This window comes from Janthinobacterium tructae, from assembly GCF_006517255.1.
Classification (GTDB): Bacteria; Pseudomonadota; Gammaproteobacteria; order Burkholderiales; family Burkholderiaceae_D; genus Janthinobacterium; species Janthinobacterium tructae.
Genome location: NZ_CP041185.1, coordinates 1670922 through 1688898 on the forward strand (window position 1 = coordinate 1670922; position 17977 = coordinate 1688898).

A 17977-nucleotide genomic window follows, 5' to 3' on the forward strand; every position below is an offset into this window, starting at 1 on the left:
AACCGTTCAAAAGCTGAGATCCAACGGTGAAAATAACCGGCTGCCGGAGCCCGCAGAGCGGAGGAAACCATTCAAAATAACTGGCTGCTGGAACGTGGGTTACGCCTTGTATTCACTCCACTCTCCGTTGTCTTGGTTCGCTGCCTGCTCGGCGGCATGCCAGCGACCAAATTCTTCTTTGCCGCCTTCGCTCCAGTGAAGGCGAATGGCACGAATGTCTTTGGTCGACCTGAGGGCGTTACGACCACACGAAGAGCCCGGGTAGTACTCCCTGAAACCCCTCGCAAATACGACCTCTAGAATCCAATGAGCTTGATTGCCTCCGTACCAATGGAGTATGAACCGGCGATTGCCACCGCCGACCACCTTGGCGCCACAAATTTCGTGGGTATGTTCGGAGAGGCACTTGTCGTTATTTAGCTCAATGTCGTTCCACTGTTTCACATACCGCTGATACATGCGGTAGACGGCCTCTTTCTCTTCGTGTTCAGTGAGGACGGTCGCCGTCGTCGTGGTGGTCCAGCGCTTTCCCTCCGATGGGCGGGGGCCAATCCAGTATGTCGGTTTTGCCATGTTGCCTCCAATAAGTTAGGCTAATTTCCGCGCCAACAAGGCCTAATGTAGGGCTGTGCGGCTGGTCGCCAGCGGATTAAATGCTTACCTGCGGTGCGCACCGGCCAGTCCGAACGAGCAACGAGTTGACCGGTCGCATGGCCGCTCATGGCCGATCTCGGCCGAATTAGCGGCGTAACTCTAGAACTACATCTTCAGGTCGAAACGCAACTAGCCATTGTGTAATACCGTCGGCATCACTGCATTCCAACTCGTAACCCGGAGTTGATGAGTAAACTTCAATGATGGTTGCTACATCACCGACTGCAGGCTGGCGAAGATTGGACTCATCAGAAAATGAGGCCTTTTGCACGTTGAATGCAACAATCTTAACTACATCGTATTGCATAAATTTCATAATGGAATCCATCATTGAACGGCTGCTCTTGGCCGAAAGCTGCTTGTCGGCGTCGCCAATGGCCGCGTCCAAATGGTCAATCGGAAGCTGGCAGGTGACGATGGGAGAGCGGCTACCGTGGCTCTAGCGGCTGTCAGAACTACGTCAACGAGGTAAATCACGGATCGGGGAGACGCTATCCCCGAATAGCACACGCCGCCGGCGAAACGGTGCGCCCTGGATGCATTCCGGTCTACTGATCCGGTCCATTCGAAAATGACGGAAGTCCTCGCGCGCAGGATCCCAGGCCACTAAATACCAGAGCGGTGGCAAGATGAGCATGGCTTGCGGTTCAACAACTCGATTGGTTACGCCCCCTTTTGCGTCACTATATTGGAAACCTAGGTGCAGCCGCTGGAGAAAAGCTTGCTCGAATGCGGGCAGCAAGGTAGGCTCCATCACTTCCATATCTGATATATCCACCAGTGGTGAAAGCTGCCCGACATACAGGCAGTCCAGAAACCGGCGCAGGTCGTGCACCTTGTCGGGCGGCAGGGCCTGCTCAATCTTGGCCAGCCCGGCATCTGCAAGACCTGAAAACGGTATATTCATGGCTGCCCGCATTGATGCAACGCTGACAAGCAGCGCAAAGACCTCGGCGACGGAGAGACGCGGCGTGGTCTGAACCGATTGCAGATTAAGTTGCAGCCCACCGCCGCGACCCGGTTCGGAATAAATGACAAAGCCCTCATCGCGCAGCGCGCTGATGTCACGCAACACCGTCCGCCTGGATACGCCAATCTCCTCCGCCAGTGCTCCGACTGTCGAAGTGCTGTTGCGGCGAAGGCTGCGTACGATGGCGTCATGTCGAAGGCGAAGATTCATGTCTCATCCTACCCTTAAATGGTGCCAGTATTTGGCACCATTGGATTTTAATATATCAGTGTTGCCGTCGAAATTGCCGTGCACACCCATTAAACCCGAGGACGGGAAAGAGCGGGCAATCCAAAACGGAATGAGTCGCTTGATCACCCGGAACGACCAAATAAAGGAAATACTAATGTCAACCACAACCCATTTTCCCAAGCCTACGTTTGTTCCAATCAACGGCGTGGTACTGGAAGTCTTTGAAGCAGGCCGACAAAATGGCGGAAATCCAATCGTACTCTGTCACGGCTGGCCTGAGCACGCCTTTACCTGGCGCAATCAGATTCCCGCCCTTGTCGCGGCGGGCTACCATGTCATCATCCCCAACCAGCGGGGCTACGGCAACTCGTCCCATCCGGCCGAAGTGACGGACTATGACATTCGAAATCTGTCGGGCGATCTTGTCGCTCTTCTCGATCACTACGGATACCAGAATGCGACCTTCGTCGGTCATGACTGGGGTGCAATGGTCGTTTGGGGGCTGACCCTGCTCTATCCGGACCGCGTAAACAAAGTGATAAATCTGAGCCTGCCTTACCAGGAGCGTGGCGCAAGACCCTGGATCGAGGTCCTTGAGCAAATCTTGGGCAGCGACTATTACTTTGTCCATTTCAATCGAAAGCCGGGTGTCGCGGACGCCATATTGGACGACAATACCTTCCGGTTCCTGCGTAACCTGTACCGGAAAAACGTGCCACTCAAAGAACCCGAGCCGGGCATGGCAATGATCAATCTGGCCAGAGCAGAAACTCCACTCGGCGAGCCTTTGATGAGCGACAGCGAATTAGCCGTTTTCGTCTCGGCCTTCGAAAAAACTGGGTTCACGGGCAGTATTAACTGGTACAGGAATCTCGACCGCAACTGGCACCTATTGGCGGACCTGGACCCTGTCATCCATCAACCTACGCTCATGATTTACGGGGATCGTGATGTGGTTCTCAAATCAGAAAGACTGGCAAAGTTCGTGCCCAATGTGGACGTGATCAGTTTGGATTGCGGTCACTGGATCCAGCAGGAAAAGCCGGAAGAAACCAACCAGGCGATATTGAATTGGTTGGCACGGCAGAGTTCAACCTGATCGTAGGGCCGGTTCAAGGGCACGTACGCTCTCCGGCCCGGTCCGGCCGGAGGGCAGGATGGCACGCCGAAAGCTATCAGTGAGCGGTACGCCTTCAAGCGCACGAATTCAATTTCTGAGGAAATCTACGAACACAGCACGAGTCAAACTACCTGCGGCGTAAGCCTCTAGCGAGTTCGCCAGCCGCTCAAGAATCGAAAGATTCGACACAAATGTCCTTCAATCGCCTGCTTGCGTAAATTACGTTTGACCGTCCGCTTTGGCCGCCAGCGGCCCTTGAGCATAACGAATTACCAAGCGAGGAAAGTCACGCATTGTCACGTCAACGCAACTGGCTGCTTCTGGCCGATAGCGGACGACCTGCATGGCTTAGTGTACGAACTTGTTGCTTTGAGAGCAAGGGGAGGTTGGATAGGCGCTTGAAACAAGCTAGATGTGAAAACGGCCGCAGGAAGCGGCCGTATCATTTTGGGCTGGACAATGGACGAAAATCCCATTGCCCCAAATTTGCCCCAAGTTCCTATTCAGACAAGATATGAAATCCTAAGTCATTGAATACAAACGAAAAATTTGGTGGGAAGTGCAAGTTTCGAACTTGCGACCCCTGCAGTGTGAATGCAGTGCTCTACCCCTGAGCTAACCTCCCGAAGCGAGGCGAATTATCGCATAGGTGTTGCGGCATCTGCAAGGGCTGGCGACAGGAAATTTAGCATGCCCCGCTTTTTTTCTCAGGCGGCCGCTGGTGGTGCGGTGACGGCGCTCCAGATGCACTGGCCTTTGGCAGCCTTGTCGAGGCCGGCGATGGTGGCTTCGTGGGCGGCGAGCTCGTCGGCCGTGGCACTCTGGAAGATGACTTCGGCGAGCGGCACGATTTCCAGGGCGGCGCCGTCGGCAGCCACTTCCACTTCTTCTTCCATGCTCAGGCTGTTTTGCCCGCGCGTCATGGCCAGGTAGACGTCGGCCAGCAATTCCGAGTCGAGCAGCGCGCCGTGCAGCTTGCGGTGGGCGTTCGAGACGCCGTAGCGGTCGCACAGGGCGTCGAGCGAATTGCGCTTGCCCGGATGCATCTCTTTCGCCTGCACCAGGGTGTCGATCACGCCATGCACTTGCTCATGCACGGGCGGCAGGTTCAGGCGCTTGAATTCCGCGTTGAGGAAGCCGATATCAAATGGGGCGTTGTGGATGATCAATTCGGCGCCGGCGATGTAGGCGCGGAATTCGTCGGCGATTTCCGCGAATTTCGGCTTATCGCTAAGGAATTCCGCCGTCAAGCCGTGGACGGCCAGCGCGCCCTCTTCCGAATCGCGCTCGGGATTGATGTAATGGTGGAAATTATTCCCCGTCAACATGCGGTTGTTCAGTTCGACCGCCCCGATCTCCAGGATGCGGTCGCCCGTGCGCGGGTTCAGGCCGGTGGTTTCAGTATCGAGAACAATTTGACGCATAGCGGATTCATTCGTAAAAGCAAAAAGCGAAGGGCACAGTATAGCAAACCTGTGTGCTGCAATCGCACCCAGACATGTTCGAACGCCCAACAAAACCGTAGCGAGCGGCAGTGATTTGTGGCCGGGAAGCGCAACCGTACTCTAGTACGGTGAGCATCACAGGCCGCAAAGCGCGACGCGCGGTAGGTTTGGTTGGGCGTTCTTAGGCGCGCACGGTTTCCACGCCCAGGTTGGCTAGCTCATCGGCCCGCTCGTTGCCCGGATGGCCATTGTGACCGCGTACCCAGCGCCATTCCACTTCATGGACGGCCTGGGCCGTGTCGAGCGCCTGCCACAGGTCGACGTTTTTCACGGGTGCCTTGGCCGCCGTTTTCCAGCCGCGCGCCTTCCAGCCGTGGATCCATTCGCTGATGCCCTTCTGCACGTACTGGCTATCGGTATACAACACCACCTGGCAGGGACGTTTGAGCGCCGTCAAGGCTTCGATCACAGCCTTCAATTCCATGCGGTTATTTGTCGTATTGAGTTCCCCGCCGTAAATTTCTTTCTTGGCGCCATCGGCCACCATCAGCGCACCCCAGCCGCCCGTGCCGGGATTGCCCTTGCATGCGCCATCGGCATAAATTTCTACCTTATCCATCTTGCTGTTCCCGCCTTTTATTCGTGACCGGTGCGCCTGCGGGCGCCGTCGCCGGTTTTTTGGTCCACGCCGGACCGATCAAACGCATCCCTTTGACACGCTTGATCGCCTGCACTATATACACTGCACCCAGATATGGCCACCAGCGCGCACCGGCCTTGTCCATGAAGGCGTTGCGGCGCAGCCATTTTTCTGTCCTGCAGGCAGGTGCGTAGCAGCCGAAGTGGCTTTGGCTGACGCCCATGTTCAGCAATTTTAACCAGTCTTTCATGCGCGGCATAGAGATCAGCTCGCCCGCCCGCGGCAGGTAATGGCGTCCCGTGACTCTTCCGAGACCCTGGCGCACGCCCCACAGGCTGGCCGGATTGAAGCCGCAGACGATCACGCGCCCCTCGGGGATCAGCACGCGCTCGACTTCGCGCAAGACCTGGTGCGGCTCGGCGGCAAATTCGAGTACGTGCGGCAAGACCACCAGGTCCAGGCTTTGCGAGTCGAACGGCAACTCGTCGAAGGCCGACACCAGAGTCAAACGGCTCGCTTGCGGCGAGCGCGACGGCAGGCGTGCATCGAGCAGCCATTTGTTCGGCATGCGGCTCGCCGCCAGCGCGTCGAGCTGGGGCAAGCCGATCTGCACGGCGTTAAATCCGAAGATGTCGACGGTGAGGCTGTCGAGGCATTGCTGCTCCCAGGCGCGCACATACAGACCGGCTGGGGTCTGCAGCCAGCCATCAAGCGCTATAATGGATTTTTCGGATGCCACACTGTCCATTCAGTTTTCTCTTTTGCTCATGACACATTCCCCTGAACACGCTTTATCGGTACTTGCCGTGCCCGCCTTTGCCGACAATTATCTGTGGCTGATCCATGACGGCCGCCACGCCGCCGTGGTCGACCCTGGCGATGCCATGGCCATCCTTGATGCGCTGCAAGCACATCAGTTGACATTGTGCGCCATTTTACTCACGCACCACCACGCCGACCACACGGGTGGCGTACCTGAATTGTTGCAGCATTTCGCCGTGCCCGTCTTCGGCCCGCGGAATGAGGCTATCACAACCATCACGCAAGCGCTTGGTGAAGGCGATGTCGCCTATGTGCCGGAGCTGGGTTTGCAGATGACAGTCATCGACGTGCCCGGCCATACCAAGGGGCATATCGCCTATGTGCGCCAGCGTTCGGAGCAAGGCGATGCGCCATGGCTGTTCTCCGGCGACACCCTGTTTGCCGGCGGCTGCGGCCGCCTGTTCGAAGGCACGCCGGGCCAGATGGCCGACTCGCTGGGCAAGCTGGCTGCCCTGCCCGACGATACCGAGGTATTTTGCGCGCATGAGTACACCCTGTCCAATCTGCGCTTCGCCAACGCCGTCGAACCGGGCAACCTTGCCCTGCAGGAACGCATCGCCATCGACACGGAAAAGCGCCAGCAAGGTTTATCGACCGTGCCGTCGACCATAGCCATGGAAAAGGCCACGAATCCCTTCCTGCGCTACCGCGAACCGGCCATCCTGAACAGCCTGAAGGTGGAAGGCAAGTTGGCCAGCGACGCTTCGCCCGTGGAAGCATTTGCCGCACTACGTATGTGGAAAAACAACTTTTAAGCTTCTGTTTCTAAAAAGAAAAATCCCGGCGATACCATCAGGTATCGCCGGGATTTTTTTTATCAATCTATTTGATCAGGATCAGATTTCTTCATACAGCGGCAAGGTCAGGAACTCGGCAAACGATTCCGACGTCGACATTTCCTCGAAAATCTGGCCCGCGCGCACATAGGTCGGACCGTTGCCGCCTGGCGCATCGCGCTGCACCTTGGCCAGTTCTTCCGGAATCATGGCGCGTACCATGTCGGCCGTGACCTTGCGGCCGTCTTCCAGCACGCCCTTGCTGGAACGAATCCATTGCCACACTTGCGAGCGGCTGATCTCGGCCGTGGCCGCATCTTCCATCAGGTTATGGATAGGCACGCAACCGTTGCCGGCCAGCCAGCTGCCCAGGTAATGGATGCCCACATTGATGTTGTAACGCAAGCCCGCTTCCGTGATCGGCGCTTCCGGCTGGAAGTTCAGCAGATCCGACGCTTTCACATCGATGTCGGGACGCTGTTTCTCGATCTGGTTCGGCTTGTCGCCCAGCACTTTCGTGAACTCGCCCATGGCCAGTTCCACCAGGCCCGGATGGGCAACCCAGCCGCCGTCGTAGCCGTCGGTGGCATCGCGCGCCTTGTCGTTGCGCACGCCGCCCATGGCGATGTCGTTCTTTTCGGGATCGTTCTTGATCGGGATCAAGGCTGCCATGCCGCCAATGGCGGGTGCACCGCGCTTGTGGCAGGTTTTCAGCAGCAGCAAGGCGTAGGCGCGCATGAACGGCGCCGTCATGGTGACTTTCGCGCGGTCGGCCAGGCAGAAATCCTTGTCCAGTTTGAATTTCTTGATGCACGAGAAGATGTAATCCCAGCGGCCCGCGTTCAGGCCCGAGCTGTGTTCTTTCAGTTCGTACAGGATTTCATCCATTTCAAACGCGGCCAGGATGGTTTCGATCAGCACGGTGGCCTTGATCGTGCCTTGTGGCAAGCCCAGCTCGTTTTGCGTCATGACGAAGATGTCGTTCCACAGGCGCGCTTCCAGGTGCGATTCCATCTTCGGCAGGTAGAAATACGGGCCCGCACCGCGCGCCAGCTGCTCCTTGGCGTTATGGAACATGAACAGGGCGAAATCAAAAATGCCGCCGGAAATGCGCTTGCCGTCGACCAGCACGTGCTTTTCATCAAGGTGCCAGCCGCGCGGACGCACGACGAGGGTGGCGATCTTGTCGTTCAGCTTGTACGACTTGCCATTTTGCTCCAGCGAAATCGTCTTGCGCACGGCGTCGAACATATTGATCTGGCCCGTCAGCTGGTTATCCCAGTTCGGCGTGTTCGAATCTTCGAAGTCCGTCATGTAGCTGTCCGCGCCGGAATTGAAGGCGTTGATGACCATCTTGCGCTCGACGGGACCGGTGATTTCCACGCGGCGGCATTCCAGCGCCTTCGGAATCGGCGCGATCTTCCAGTCGCCGTCGCGGATGTGCGCGGTTTCTGGCAGAAAATCAGGACGCTCACCCGCGTCGAGGCGCTTGGCGCGTTCCACGCGCACGGCCAGCAACTCCTGGCGGCGCGGCTCGAATGCGCGCGTCAACTTGGCCACCAGCGCCAGCGCTGCCGGCGTCAAAATCTGTTCGTAGCCGGGCTGGATTTCACCCGTGATTTGCATGCCTTCGGGAAGTGCGATCGTGTTCTGCGTCATGAAGTTCTCCGGTTTTTAATAAATATAAGCAAAGGTAATCTGGTGATCCAAGTATAAGCTGAATGACTGCGCGAACAAGCGGGACAAAGGCGTAAAAACACTCTGCCGGGCGGCGCGTTTGTTCTATAGTATTGCACTATAAGGCATGGAAACGAGATTAAAAATCACTTCATCTATGCGTTTTTATCACAAGTGACGAGATAGCGAGCACAGCATATGGGCCAGTTCAGACAAATATCGACCTTCGTGGAAGTGGTGGCCAAGGGCAGCCTGTCGGCGGCCGCGCGCGCGGAAGGCATCGCCCCGGCCATGATAGGCCGGCGCCTCGATGCGCTGGAGCAGCGCCTGGGCGTCAAATTACTGCAGCGCACGACGCGCAAGCTGGCCTTGACGAATGAAGGCGCCGCCTTCCTGGAAGATTGCCAGCGCATCCTGGGAGAATTGGAAGAGGCGGAAGCGGCCGTGGCCGAGCGCAGCGTGAAGGCCAGCGGCCATTTGCTCATTTCCGCGCCGGCCGGCTTCGGGCGCCAGCACGTGGCGCCATTGATCCCCTCGTTTGTCGCCGAGCACCGCGACGTGACGGTGTCGCTGAACCTGAACGACCGCCTCGTCGACCTGATCGGCGAAGGCATCGACGTGGCCATCCGCATCGCCAGCCTGTCCGATTCCTCGCTGGTGAGCACGAAACTGGCGGATAACCAGCGCGTGCTGGTCGGTTCGCCCGCCTATCTGAAACGGGCGGGCACGCCGCGCATCCCGGCCGACCTGGCGAAACATAATTGCCTGGCAATCAGCAGCGAAGGCAGCCAGCGGGGCTGGACCTTCCGCGAAAACGGCAAGAATGTCATTTTGAAAGTGGCCGGCAATATGGTGTGCAACGATGGCGAAGTGCTGCACGACTGGGCCTTGGCCGGCAAGGGTCTGGCGTGGCGCTCGATGTGGGAGGTGGGTGCGGAAATTGCCTCGGGCCAGCTGGTGACGGTGCTGGACCAGTTCGCGGCCCCGGGCAACGATATTTATGCCGTGTTCGCCCAGCGCCGCCACTTGCCGCTGCGCATACGGGCGTTTGTGGATTTTTTGCGGCACTCATATTCCCAGCCCGACTACTGGCGTGAAAGAGCAATCTAGTCAATGCGGGCCGAACTGGAAGAACGCAGCTTGGCGTAGGTCGGATTAGCGTAGCGTAATCCGACACCACCCCATACCTCTTGCCAACACCACCATTGCCGGCTTACGCGCAAGCGCTAAGCCGACCTACGCGATGATGCAAAGCACGCTAAAAAGAGCCGCGTAAGCCAAAAAACACTCGTAAAACCCCTGCCTCACGAAAATTCAGGCGAAAAAAAATCCTCGGAGACCGAGGATTTCTTTATTTCGTTTGATCCAGCGTATTAGATTGGCTGAATGTTCGAAGCTTGCTTGCCTTTAGGGCCAGCGGTCACTTCAAAAGAAACGCGTTGGTTCTCTTGCAGGGACTTGAAGCCGTTCGACTGGATAGCCGAGAAGTGAGCGAACAGATCTTCGCCGCCTTCGTCAGGGGTAATAAAGCCGAAGCCCTTCGAATCATTGAACCATTTTACGATGCCAGTTGCCATTACAATTTCCTATTTCAGTTAAGTTGGGCTTGCGCCCGTTATATCGTTTGAAGCAAGAAAGAAATGACAGACAAACTGCACTACTACCTCGAATCCAACGATGCCCAATTATACCAACAAAACTGAGAAAAACCATTCTTTCGCAAAATAAACTTGCGAACACTACTTTAATAGCCAAATCCCCGTCTTGCGGTGCCCTGTACCAGCGGCATGGAGACACTATATCCTAATCTGCGACGCCAATGCTTTGCGTTGCATCAAATGAATCATTGCAACCACATCTCTGTAGTGCTGTCACTTACACGCTGAAATGGGTGGCGCCCGCATCGCGTGCGGCCCAGTGCAGCAGCGCCTCCACTTGCGCCCGCACGGCTGGCCATTCCGCCACCGCCTGCGCAGGCGTGTTGAGCATGGCGCGCACCAGCTGTTCGAGGCGCCGGCATTCCTGGCCCAGCGCGGCAAAGCCGAAGGTGGCAGCCGAGCCGGCGACCGCGTGCAGCGCGCGGTGCAGCTCCGTCAACGGCTCCAGACGGGGGCCTTCACTGTCGCAGCGGCCGCTGGCCTGCGTGATCGCTTGCATCAGGGCCGGCACGCCAGCCGCATATTTTTCGTTCAGGGCGCGCAAACGCGCGCGAAAATCCGGATCGATCAAGGTTGCCATCGCAATACTCGCGGAAATGGCTTACTTGGTGCCAAAGATGCGGTCGCCGGCGTCGCCCAGGCCCGGCACGATGTAAGCGTGGTCATCCAGGTGCGAATCGAGCGAAGCGCAATACATCTTGACCTTCGGATGCGCGTTCTGGAACACGGTCACGCCTTCCGGCGCGGCTACCAGCGCCAGGAAGATGATCTGCTCGTCCGTCACGCCCCGCTTCTTCAGTACGTCGACGGCGTACACGGCCGAATTGCCGGTGGCCACCATCGGGTCGCACAGGATGAAGGTGCGCTCATTCAAGTCCGGTAGACGCACCAGGTATTCCACGGGCATGTGGGTGGTGGGATCGCGGTACACGCCGATGTGGCCCACGCGGGCCGATGGCACCAGGTTCAGCAAGCCATCGCTCATGCCGATGCCGGCGCGCAGGATGGGCACGATGGCCAGTTTCTTGCCTGCAATGACAGGGGCGTCGATGGTGACCAGCGGGGTCTTGATTTCGCGCGTGGTCAGTGGCAGGTCGCGCGTGATTTCATAGCCCATCAGCAAAGTGATTTCTTTGAGCAATTCGCGGAAGGTGCGCGTGGACGTGTCGTGCTCGCGCATGTGGCTCAGTTTGTGCTGGATCAAAGGGTGATCGGTAATGAACAAATTCGGGAAGCGTGGATCTTGTTTCATATTGTTGTTCTTTCTTTGCTCTCTGGCGCGGCGGCAAGCATGGCCGCAGGCGCGCTGTGTGTCGATAAAATGATGGATTGCCGCATTATCCCAGCCCACAGCCCGCCTGTGGCCTGAATTTTCGAAATAATCAGATTTATCGGGGTCAATACTCGCGCAGGGCGCGCGCCAGGATGGCCGCGCAATCGGTGCCCGCCGGCAAGCGGCCATACGCGCCGCCCGGCGCTTGCACCAGCCGCGACTGCAGGAAGGCCTGCGCGATGAAGGGCGGCGCATGGCGCAGCAGCAAGGCGGCCTGCACGGCCAGCACGATGCGCTCAGATAATTGCCTGGCGCCAAATTCATCCGTTTGCGGCCCGTCCAGGTCGGCCAGCAGGCGCGTCCGGTACTCTGCAAAGGCAGCGTCGGCATCGCCGGCCAGCGCCAGCTCGGCCGCCAGCGCGTCGCGCGCGGCCGGCGACTTGCCGAAGGCGCGCAAGACGTCGAGGCACATGACGTTGCCCGAACCTTCCCAGATCGAGTTGACGGGCAGCTCACGGTACAGGCGCGCCAGCGGCGCGTCTTCCACATAGCCGGTGCCGCCCAGCACCTCCATGGCTTCCGCGCCGAAGCCGGGACCGCGCTTGCAGATCCAGTACTTGCCGGCCGGCGTGAGCACGCGCGCCAGCATCGCTTGGCCTGCATCATCCTTTTCATCGAAACAGCGGGCCAGGCGCAGGGCAAAGGCCGTGGCGGCTTCCGATTCGAGCGCCAGGTCGGCCAGCACGTTTTGCATCAATGGCTGCCCGGCCAGCGGCTTGCCGAACACGGCCCGCTGGCGCGCATGGTGCAGCGCCTGCGTCAGGGCGGCGCGCATGATGCCGCTGCTGCCCAGCACGCAATCGAGGCGCGTATGGCTGGCCATTTCCAGGATGGTGGGAATGCCCCGCCCCGGCTGCCCCACGAGCCAGCCGTAGGCATTGGTAAATTCCACTTCCGACGAGGCATTCGAGCGGTTGCCCAGCTTATCCTTCAGGCGCTGCACGCGGATGGCATTGCGGCTGCCGTCGGGCAGGTAGCGGGGCAAAAAGAAACAGGACAATCCCCCCTCTTCCGCCTGCGCCAGGATCAGATGGGCGTCGCACTGCGGCGCCGAAAAAAACCATTTGTGGCCGACGATGCACCAGGCGCCGCCAGCCTCGTCGCCGAACAGGACCCGCGCCTCGGCCGGCGGCACGGGCACGGCGCGCGTAGTGTTGCTGCGCACGTCCGAGCCGCCCTGCTTTTCCGTCATGCCCATGCCGATCAGGGCGCCGCGTTTCTGTTCCACGGGCAGGGAGCGGGGATCGTATTCGCGCGAGAGGATTTTCGGCAGCCAGCGCGCAGCGATGTGCGGCAGATCAAGCGCCTGGCGCAAGGCCGGCACCGAGGCATACGTCATCGTCACGGGACACTGCGTGCCGTTTTCCACCTGTCCTACTAATAGATAGGCGGCCGCACGCGCCACCTGGGCACCGGGGCCCGGTGACGCCCAGGGCGCAGCGTGCGCGCCGGCGCCCACGAGGATGGCCATCAGCTCATGCCAGGCCGGATGGAACAGCACCTCGTCGATGCGGCGCCCGGCCCGGTCAAACTGCTGCAGCTCGGGCGTGTGGATATTGGCCAGGCGCGCCAGCGCATACGTCTCGGCACGGCCCAGTTTCTCGCCCAGCGCGTCGAGCTCCTGCCGCGCCGCGCCGCCGCCCTCGCGCAGCAGCGCTTCGACCAGCGCCGGGTCGCAGGCGAACAGATTGACGTTTTCAAACGGCGTGGCCTGGTTGAAAACTTCATGCGTGTCAAAAGCATTCATGGGAGTCTCCCGCGATTTGTTATCATGGCGCCCTGACTGTCGCTGGCGCACCGTCAACACCGTCTGTCAGCCAGACTAGCGTAAAGCGCATGGCGGGGCAAGCGCGCCAGTGAAAGCAATTGCCGATAAATGTTTCCATGGGGAACGAAAATGCCTGCGTGTGTCGCGCAGCATGATTTTTTTCATGGAAGGCAGGAATATTTACAAAACCTGAAGCAATGTTGCTTTATTTCATGTAATCGAATGCTTTTCAATGATACATTTCGTGTGGATCGCATTCCGATAGTTGCCCTCCGGCCCGCTATGGCGCGCGTAGCGCACGATGCACTCTTTCCGTTGGCGCCCTGCCCTGCAGCGTGCGCCGGCACTGATCACAAAAAGGTAAAAGCCAGCACGATGTTTTCCAGTACCCCATCCGCCGCCCACCGCGAGGCACGCCACGAGTTGGACAACCTCATGGAAGAGGCAGGCGACGTCGTGTTCCGGCTCGATACGGACGGCCTGATCCTGTTCGCCAGCAAGCGCGCAGCCACCCTGTTCGGTGCACCCTCAGGCCTGTCCGGCCACTTGCTGCTGCCGCTGGCCGCCGAAGCATCGCGCGCGGCGCTGCAGGCAGCGCTGGAAGATTCCCTGGAAGAACCGGGCCGCCTGGAAGTGCGCCTGCAAACGCCGGACCAGGAACTCTGGTTCGAGCTGCGCCTGTCTTCTTATATGAATGCAGCGGGCGTGGCCGAATTGCTGGTAGTCGGGCGCGACACCTCGGCCCAGCACAACACGGAAGAACGCTTGCGCCACATGGCCACGCACGATGCGCTGACCGGGCTGCCGAACCGCCTGCTGCTGTCGGACCGCATCCGCATGGTCATTTCCCAGGCGGCCCGTTCGGGCCAGGGTTTTTCCGTCGCTACCATCGGCCTCGATGGTTTTAAAAAGGTCAACGATGGCCTGGGCCATCCCGTCGGCGACGCCGTACTGCGCCTGGCCGCCGCGCGCCTGCGCAAGACCCTGCGCGACAGCGACACCCTGGCGCGCGTGGGCGGCGATGAATTCGTCGCCGTGCTGCCCGGCAGCGCCACCGATGCGCAAATCAAGCTGGTGACGGGCCGCCTGCTGGCCACCCTGCAGGCGCCGTTCGAAGTCGATGGCCACACGATCTACGTGGGGGCGTCCGTGGGCGTATCGATCTATCCGCTGCACGCGGAAGATGAAGTGCGCCTGGTGGCGCTGGCCGATGCGGCCATGTCGCGCGCCAAGGAAACGGGCAAGGCCCGCTGCCTGGTCTACAGCCCGCGCCTGAATGGCCCGTCGGAACACGATATTTCGCTGGAAGCGGCCATGTTTCACGCCGTGCGCGAAGGCGAGTTTCTGCTGTTTTACCAGCCCATCGTCGATGCGCACACGCGGCAGATCCAGGGCTTCGAAACCCTGATGCGCTGGAAGCACCCGACCCTGGGTCTGGTGCCGCCCGTGCGTTTCATCCCGATTGCCGAAGCCAATGGCCTGATCAATCTGCTGGGCGCCTGGGCGCTGAAGGCGGCCTGCGTGCAGCTCAAGCAGTTCCAGGAAGTGGCCAAGCGGCCGCTGTACATCTCCGTCAACATCAGCCCGCGCCAGTTCCGCAACGACAAATTCCTCGAAGTGCTCGATGACGCCATCGCCTTTTCGGGACTCTCGGGCGAACACCTGGTGCTGGAAATTACCGAAGGCACGCTGATGATCGACCCCGTGCATGCGGAAACCATCCTCGTCAAGATGACGGAGCGCCGCGCGCGCATCGCCATCGACGATTTCGGCACCGGCTACTCTTCGCTCGCGTATCTGAAGCGCTTCCCCATTTCGGTACTGAAGATCGACCGTACCTTCATCAAGGACTTGCCCGAATCGAGCAAGGACGCGGCCATCTGCAACACCATTCTCGACCTGGCCAAGCATTTGAATTTGTCCGTGGTGGCCGAAGGCGTGGAAACGGAGGCGCAGATGCACTTCATGGAGTCGCGCGGCTGCCAGTATGTGCAAGGCTATTTGACGGGCAAACCGATGCCGGCCCATGCCGCGCTATCGGCCTTGAGTGAAAAAACCTATGCGGCGCTGGTGCCCACGCCGTCTGCCTATGAACAGCGCGGAGGGGTGCAATGAATCCAGATCATTTCACGGTGCCGACACAGCTCGGCAAAAACACCCTGGACCTGCTGTGGGCGCGCACGCGACAGCAGGGCGACATGCCCGGCTTCGCGAAAGCCATCAGCGCCATCCTGGGCGCCATGCGCGGCGAGGATGACCACGAATTCGACATCACGCAAACGGTGCTTTCCGACCCTGTCCTCACGCACAAGGTGCTGCGCCTGGCCAACAGCGGCATGTATTCGGCCTTCGGCCAGCGGGTCAACACTGTCTCGAAGGCCGTGCTGGTGCTGGGCATCGACGCCATCGGCCACCTGGCGCTGGGACTGAAACTGATCGAGGAGCTGTCGCAGGCCTCGCCCGACTCCGTCAGTGCCCACGTGGAAATGGAGAAGGCCGTGCTGGCCGGGATGGTGGCGCAGCAAGTGGCCACCAGCGCCGGCAGCCTGCAGGCGGAGCAAGCCGTCGTCTGCTCCATGCTGCACACCCTGGGCCGCATGATGGTGACGTTCTACATGACGGACTTCTGGGCGCGCATGCAGGCGCATGCGGGTCCCGGCAACGAGGCGGCCGCTGCGCGCGAAATCCTCGGCCTGTCGCTACAGGAAGTGGGATATGCCACGGCTGCCCACTGGGGCTTGCCGCAGCACCTGATCAACGGCATGCATCCGATGGAGCCGTCGCCCGACAACGCGCCCGTCAGCGGCGCCGACTGGATGGCAGGACTGTCGACCATGGCGGCGCGCTGCGCCGACTCGCTGTGGCATGACGATGCGGCCGGAGCGGCGCAGGTGCACGCGCTGATCGATGACTATGCAGGCACCCTGGGCATCGCTGCCGCGGACCTGGTGGTGGCGGTGGACAAGGCGAAGACGATGGCGGCGGCCGACCTGTCGATCGCACCGCTGTCGAAACCGGCCGAACGGCGCGCGCGCCAGCTGGCCTCGACGCGCATGCGCGCCGAGGGCAACCGCGTGCTGATCGGCGGCCTGGCCGACCTGCGCAGCGCCATCGGCAGCGCCAGCCCCGGACAGATGGTCTCGATGGCGCTCGAAACACTGCACCAGGGCTTTGATTTTTCGCGCTCGGTGGCGTTCGTGCGCAACCACCGCGATCATTTGTATTCGGCGCGCATCAGCATGGGCGAAGGCATGGCCGACCTGCAGGATCTGATGGTGTTTGGCGACGCGTACGAGCCGAACGTATTCCACGCGGCCCTCAATAGCGACCGCGTGATCTTCATCGACAATGCGCGCGACCCGAAATTTGCCGCCAAGCTGCCGCAATGGTGGAAAGCCACCCTGTCGGATGCACGCAGCTTCGTCGTGCTGCCCCTGTCGGCCAACGGCCACCCCACGGGATTCCTGTATGGCGACTGGGACGACAGCTTCCCGCCGATTCAATTGAACCAGACGGAATTCAACCTGATCAACGATATCCGGGCCTTGCTGGTGCAGTCGGTGGAGATGCGGCACCAGCTCGAGCTGGTGGCAAATAAGGTAGCGTGACAGGAAACGCCAACGATGTTGTCGGATTACGCGGGGCGATGCCCCGCTAATCCGACCTACACACGGCGTGGGTCGTAGGTCGGATTAGGGCCGCAGGCCCGTAATCCGACAACATTCAACTTACTTCAACTTCGGCGTATTCACCGACACATCGCCGCACTGCGCGCGGTGCATCAGGGCGTGGTCGATCAAGACCAGCGCCAGCATGGCTTCGGCGATCGGCGTGGCACGAATGCCCACGCAGGGGTCGTGGCGGCCGAAGGTTTCCACCATCACGGGATTGCCCTCTTTATCGATCGAGCGGCGTGGCGTGCGGATCGACGACGTCGGCTTGATGGCGATCGAGACGCTGATATCCTGTCCCGTCGAGATACCACCGAGTACGCCGCCGGCGTTATTGCCGATAAATCCTTCCGGCGTCAGTTCGTCGCCGTGCTCCGAACCCTTTTGCGCCACCGAATCGAAACCGGCGCCGATTTCCACGCCCTTGACGGCATTGATGCCCATCATGGCGTAGGCGATGTCGGCGTCGAGCTTGTCGTAGATGGGCTGGCCCAGTCCGACCGGCACGTTTTGCGCGATCACGTCGATGCGCGCGCCGATGGAATCGCCATCGCGGCGCAATTGATCCATGGCCGCTTCCATGCGCGCGATCAGGTCCGCGTCGCCGCTGGCGGCAAAGAAGGGGTTCGCATGCACGTGTTCCCACGACTGGAACGGCACAGGAATGTCGCCCAGCTGGCTCATGCAGCCCTTGAAGGTGGTGCCGTACTGCTGCAGCAGCCATTTCTTGGCAATCGCCGCCGCGCCCACCACGGGCGCCGTCAGGCGCGCGGAGGAACGACCGCCGCCGCGCGGGTCGCGCACGCCGTATTTATGCCAGTAGGTGTAGTCGGCATGGCCGGGGCGAAAGCTTTCCGCGATATTGCCATAGTCCTTGCTGCGCTGGTCTTCATTGCGGATCAGCAGTGCGATGGGCGTGCCCGTCGTCACGCCCTGGTACACGCCGGAGAGAATTTCTACCGTATCGGACTCCTGGCGCTGCGTCACGTGGCGCGAGGTGCCCGGCTTGCGGCGGTCCAGTTCGGGCTGGATATCGGCTTCCGACAGGATCAATCCTGGCGGACAGCCATCAATCACGCAGCCGATGGCCGGGCCATGCGATTCGCCGAAAGTGGTAACAGTAAACAGCTTGCCAAAAGAATTGCCGGACATAGTAGGAGGTGTGAGGACTGGAAAACTCAATTCTACCAGTCTGCGGGGCATGCCATGCCG

General features: G+C 60.0%; 17 protein-coding genes and 1 tRNA gene. 5 read left to right on the forward strand and 13 right to left on the reverse strand.

What is annotated here, in order from left to right; genetic code table 11:
• Positions 1–99: 99 nt before the first annotated feature.
• The 3 genes from FJQ89_RS07405 to FJQ89_RS07415 all read right to left on the reverse strand — a co-directional run bounded on the left by FJQ89_RS07405 (position 100) and on the right by FJQ89_RS07415 (position 1834).
• Positions 100–573 carry a hypothetical protein gene (locus FJQ89_RS07405; protein WP_141169690.1) on the reverse strand — a complete coding sequence of 158 codons (474 nt, stop codon included), beginning with the start codon at positions 571–573 and terminating at the stop codon, positions 100–102.
• A gap of 166 nt (positions 574–739) precedes the next feature.
• Positions 740–970: a DUF4926 domain-containing protein gene (locus FJQ89_RS07410; RefSeq protein ID WP_168208394.1), complete on the reverse strand. Its 231-nt coding sequence runs from the start codon at positions 968–970 to the stop codon at positions 740–742.
• Between the two features lie 144 nt (positions 971–1114).
• The gene (locus FJQ89_RS07415; protein ID WP_141169692.1) at positions 1115–1834 is read right to left on the reverse strand and encodes a helix-turn-helix transcriptional regulator; all 720 of its coding nucleotides are present in this window, start codon (positions 1832–1834) and stop codon (positions 1115–1117) included.
• Positions 1835–2009: 175 nt separating this feature from the next.
• Here FJQ89_RS07415 and FJQ89_RS07420 point away from each other — a divergent pair, with 175 nt between their 5' ends.
• Positions 2010–2954: an alpha/beta fold hydrolase gene (locus FJQ89_RS07420; RefSeq protein WP_141169693.1), complete on the forward strand. Its 945-nt coding sequence runs from the start codon at positions 2010–2012 to the stop codon at positions 2952–2954.
• Positions 2955–3525: 571 nt separating this feature from the next.
• Here FJQ89_RS07420 and FJQ89_RS07425 read toward each other — a convergent pair.
• The 4 genes from FJQ89_RS07425 to FJQ89_RS07440 all read right to left on the reverse strand — a co-directional run bounded on the left by FJQ89_RS07425 (position 3526) and on the right by FJQ89_RS07440 (position 5808).
• Positions 3526–3600: transfer RNA gene (locus tag FJQ89_RS07425), tRNA-Val, on the reverse strand.
• 82 nt (positions 3601–3682) lie between these two features.
• The gene (gene dnaQ, locus FJQ89_RS07430; RefSeq protein WP_141169694.1) at positions 3683–4399 is read right to left on the reverse strand and encodes a DNA polymerase III subunit epsilon; all 717 of its coding nucleotides are present in this window, start codon (positions 4397–4399) and stop codon (positions 3683–3685) included.
• A gap of 202 nt (positions 4400–4601) precedes the next feature.
• Positions 4602–5039 (reverse strand): ribonuclease HI, encoded by a 438-nt coding sequence (gene rnhA / locus FJQ89_RS07435; RefSeq protein WP_071076881.1) that lies wholly within the window; start codon positions 5037–5039, stop codon positions 4602–4604.
• Complete coding sequence (locus FJQ89_RS07440) at positions 5032–5808, reverse strand: class I SAM-dependent methyltransferase (RefSeq protein ID WP_141169695.1); 777 nt, start codon at positions 5806–5808, stop codon at positions 5032–5034. Before FJQ89_RS07440 ends, rnhA begins: the two co-directional genes overlap by 8 nt.
• Positions 5809–5827: 19 nt before the next feature.
• Here FJQ89_RS07440 and gloB point away from each other — a divergent pair, with 19 nt between their 5' ends.
• On the forward strand, positions 5828–6637 hold the full coding sequence (gloB, locus tag FJQ89_RS07445) for a hydroxyacylglutathione hydrolase (RefSeq protein ID WP_141169696.1): 810 nt from the start codon (positions 5828–5830) through the stop codon (positions 6635–6637).
• A gap of 81 nt (positions 6638–6718) precedes the next feature.
• Here gloB and aceB read toward each other — a convergent pair whose 3' ends face one another.
• Positions 6719–8317, reverse strand: coding sequence for a malate synthase A (gene aceB, locus FJQ89_RS07450; RefSeq protein ID WP_141169697.1), 1599 nt, complete (start codon positions 8315–8317; stop codon positions 6719–6721).
• A 216-nt stretch (positions 8318–8533) separates the two neighbouring features.
• Here aceB and FJQ89_RS07455 point away from each other — a divergent pair, with 216 nt between their 5' ends.
• Positions 8534–9445, forward strand: coding sequence for a LysR family transcriptional regulator (locus FJQ89_RS07455; protein WP_035819455.1), 912 nt, complete (start codon positions 8534–8536; stop codon positions 9443–9445).
• Between the two features lie 263 nt (positions 9446–9708).
• On the opposite strand, the gene FJQ89_RS07460 is transcribed toward FJQ89_RS07455, so the two are convergent.
• The 4 genes from FJQ89_RS07460 to FJQ89_RS07475 form a co-directional block, all read right to left on the reverse strand.
• Positions 9709–9912, reverse strand: coding sequence for a cold-shock protein (locus FJQ89_RS07460; protein WP_010398811.1), 204 nt, complete (start codon positions 9910–9912; stop codon positions 9709–9711).
• 298 nt (positions 9913–10210) lie between these two features.
• Positions 10211–10573: an Hpt domain-containing protein gene (locus tag FJQ89_RS07465; protein ID WP_141169698.1), complete on the reverse strand. Its 363-nt coding sequence runs from the start codon at positions 10571–10573 to the stop codon at positions 10211–10213.
• A 21-nt stretch (positions 10574–10594) separates the two neighbouring features.
• Positions 10595–11245 (reverse strand): uracil phosphoribosyltransferase, encoded by a 651-nt coding sequence (gene upp, locus FJQ89_RS07470; RefSeq protein ID WP_071076875.1) that lies wholly within the window; start codon positions 11243–11245, stop codon positions 10595–10597.
• Positions 11246–11390: 145 nt separating this feature from the next.
• Positions 11391–13073 carry an isovaleryl-CoA dehydrogenase gene (locus FJQ89_RS07475; RefSeq protein WP_141169699.1) on the reverse strand — a complete coding sequence of 561 codons (1683 nt, stop codon included), beginning with the start codon at positions 13071–13073 and terminating at the stop codon, positions 11391–11393.
• Positions 13074–13469: 396 nt separating this feature from the next.
• On the opposite strand from FJQ89_RS07475, the gene FJQ89_RS07480 reads away from it, so the two are divergent.
• Positions 13470–15209, forward strand: coding sequence for a putative bifunctional diguanylate cyclase/phosphodiesterase (locus FJQ89_RS07480; protein WP_141169700.1), 1740 nt, complete (start codon positions 13470–13472; stop codon positions 15207–15209).
• A complete protein-coding gene (locus FJQ89_RS07485; protein WP_141169701.1) occupies positions 15206–16702 on the forward strand; it encodes an HDOD domain-containing protein in 1497 nt (498 codons plus the stop codon). The genes FJQ89_RS07480 and FJQ89_RS07485 overlap by 4 nt, the downstream gene beginning before the upstream one ends.
• Positions 16703–16822: 120 nt before the next feature.
• On the opposite strand, the gene aroC is transcribed toward FJQ89_RS07485, so the two are convergent.
• Complete coding sequence (aroC, locus tag FJQ89_RS07490) at positions 16823–17917, reverse strand: chorismate synthase (RefSeq protein WP_070224428.1); 1095 nt, start codon at positions 17915–17917, stop codon at positions 16823–16825.
• Positions 17918–17977: the final 60 nt, after the last annotated feature.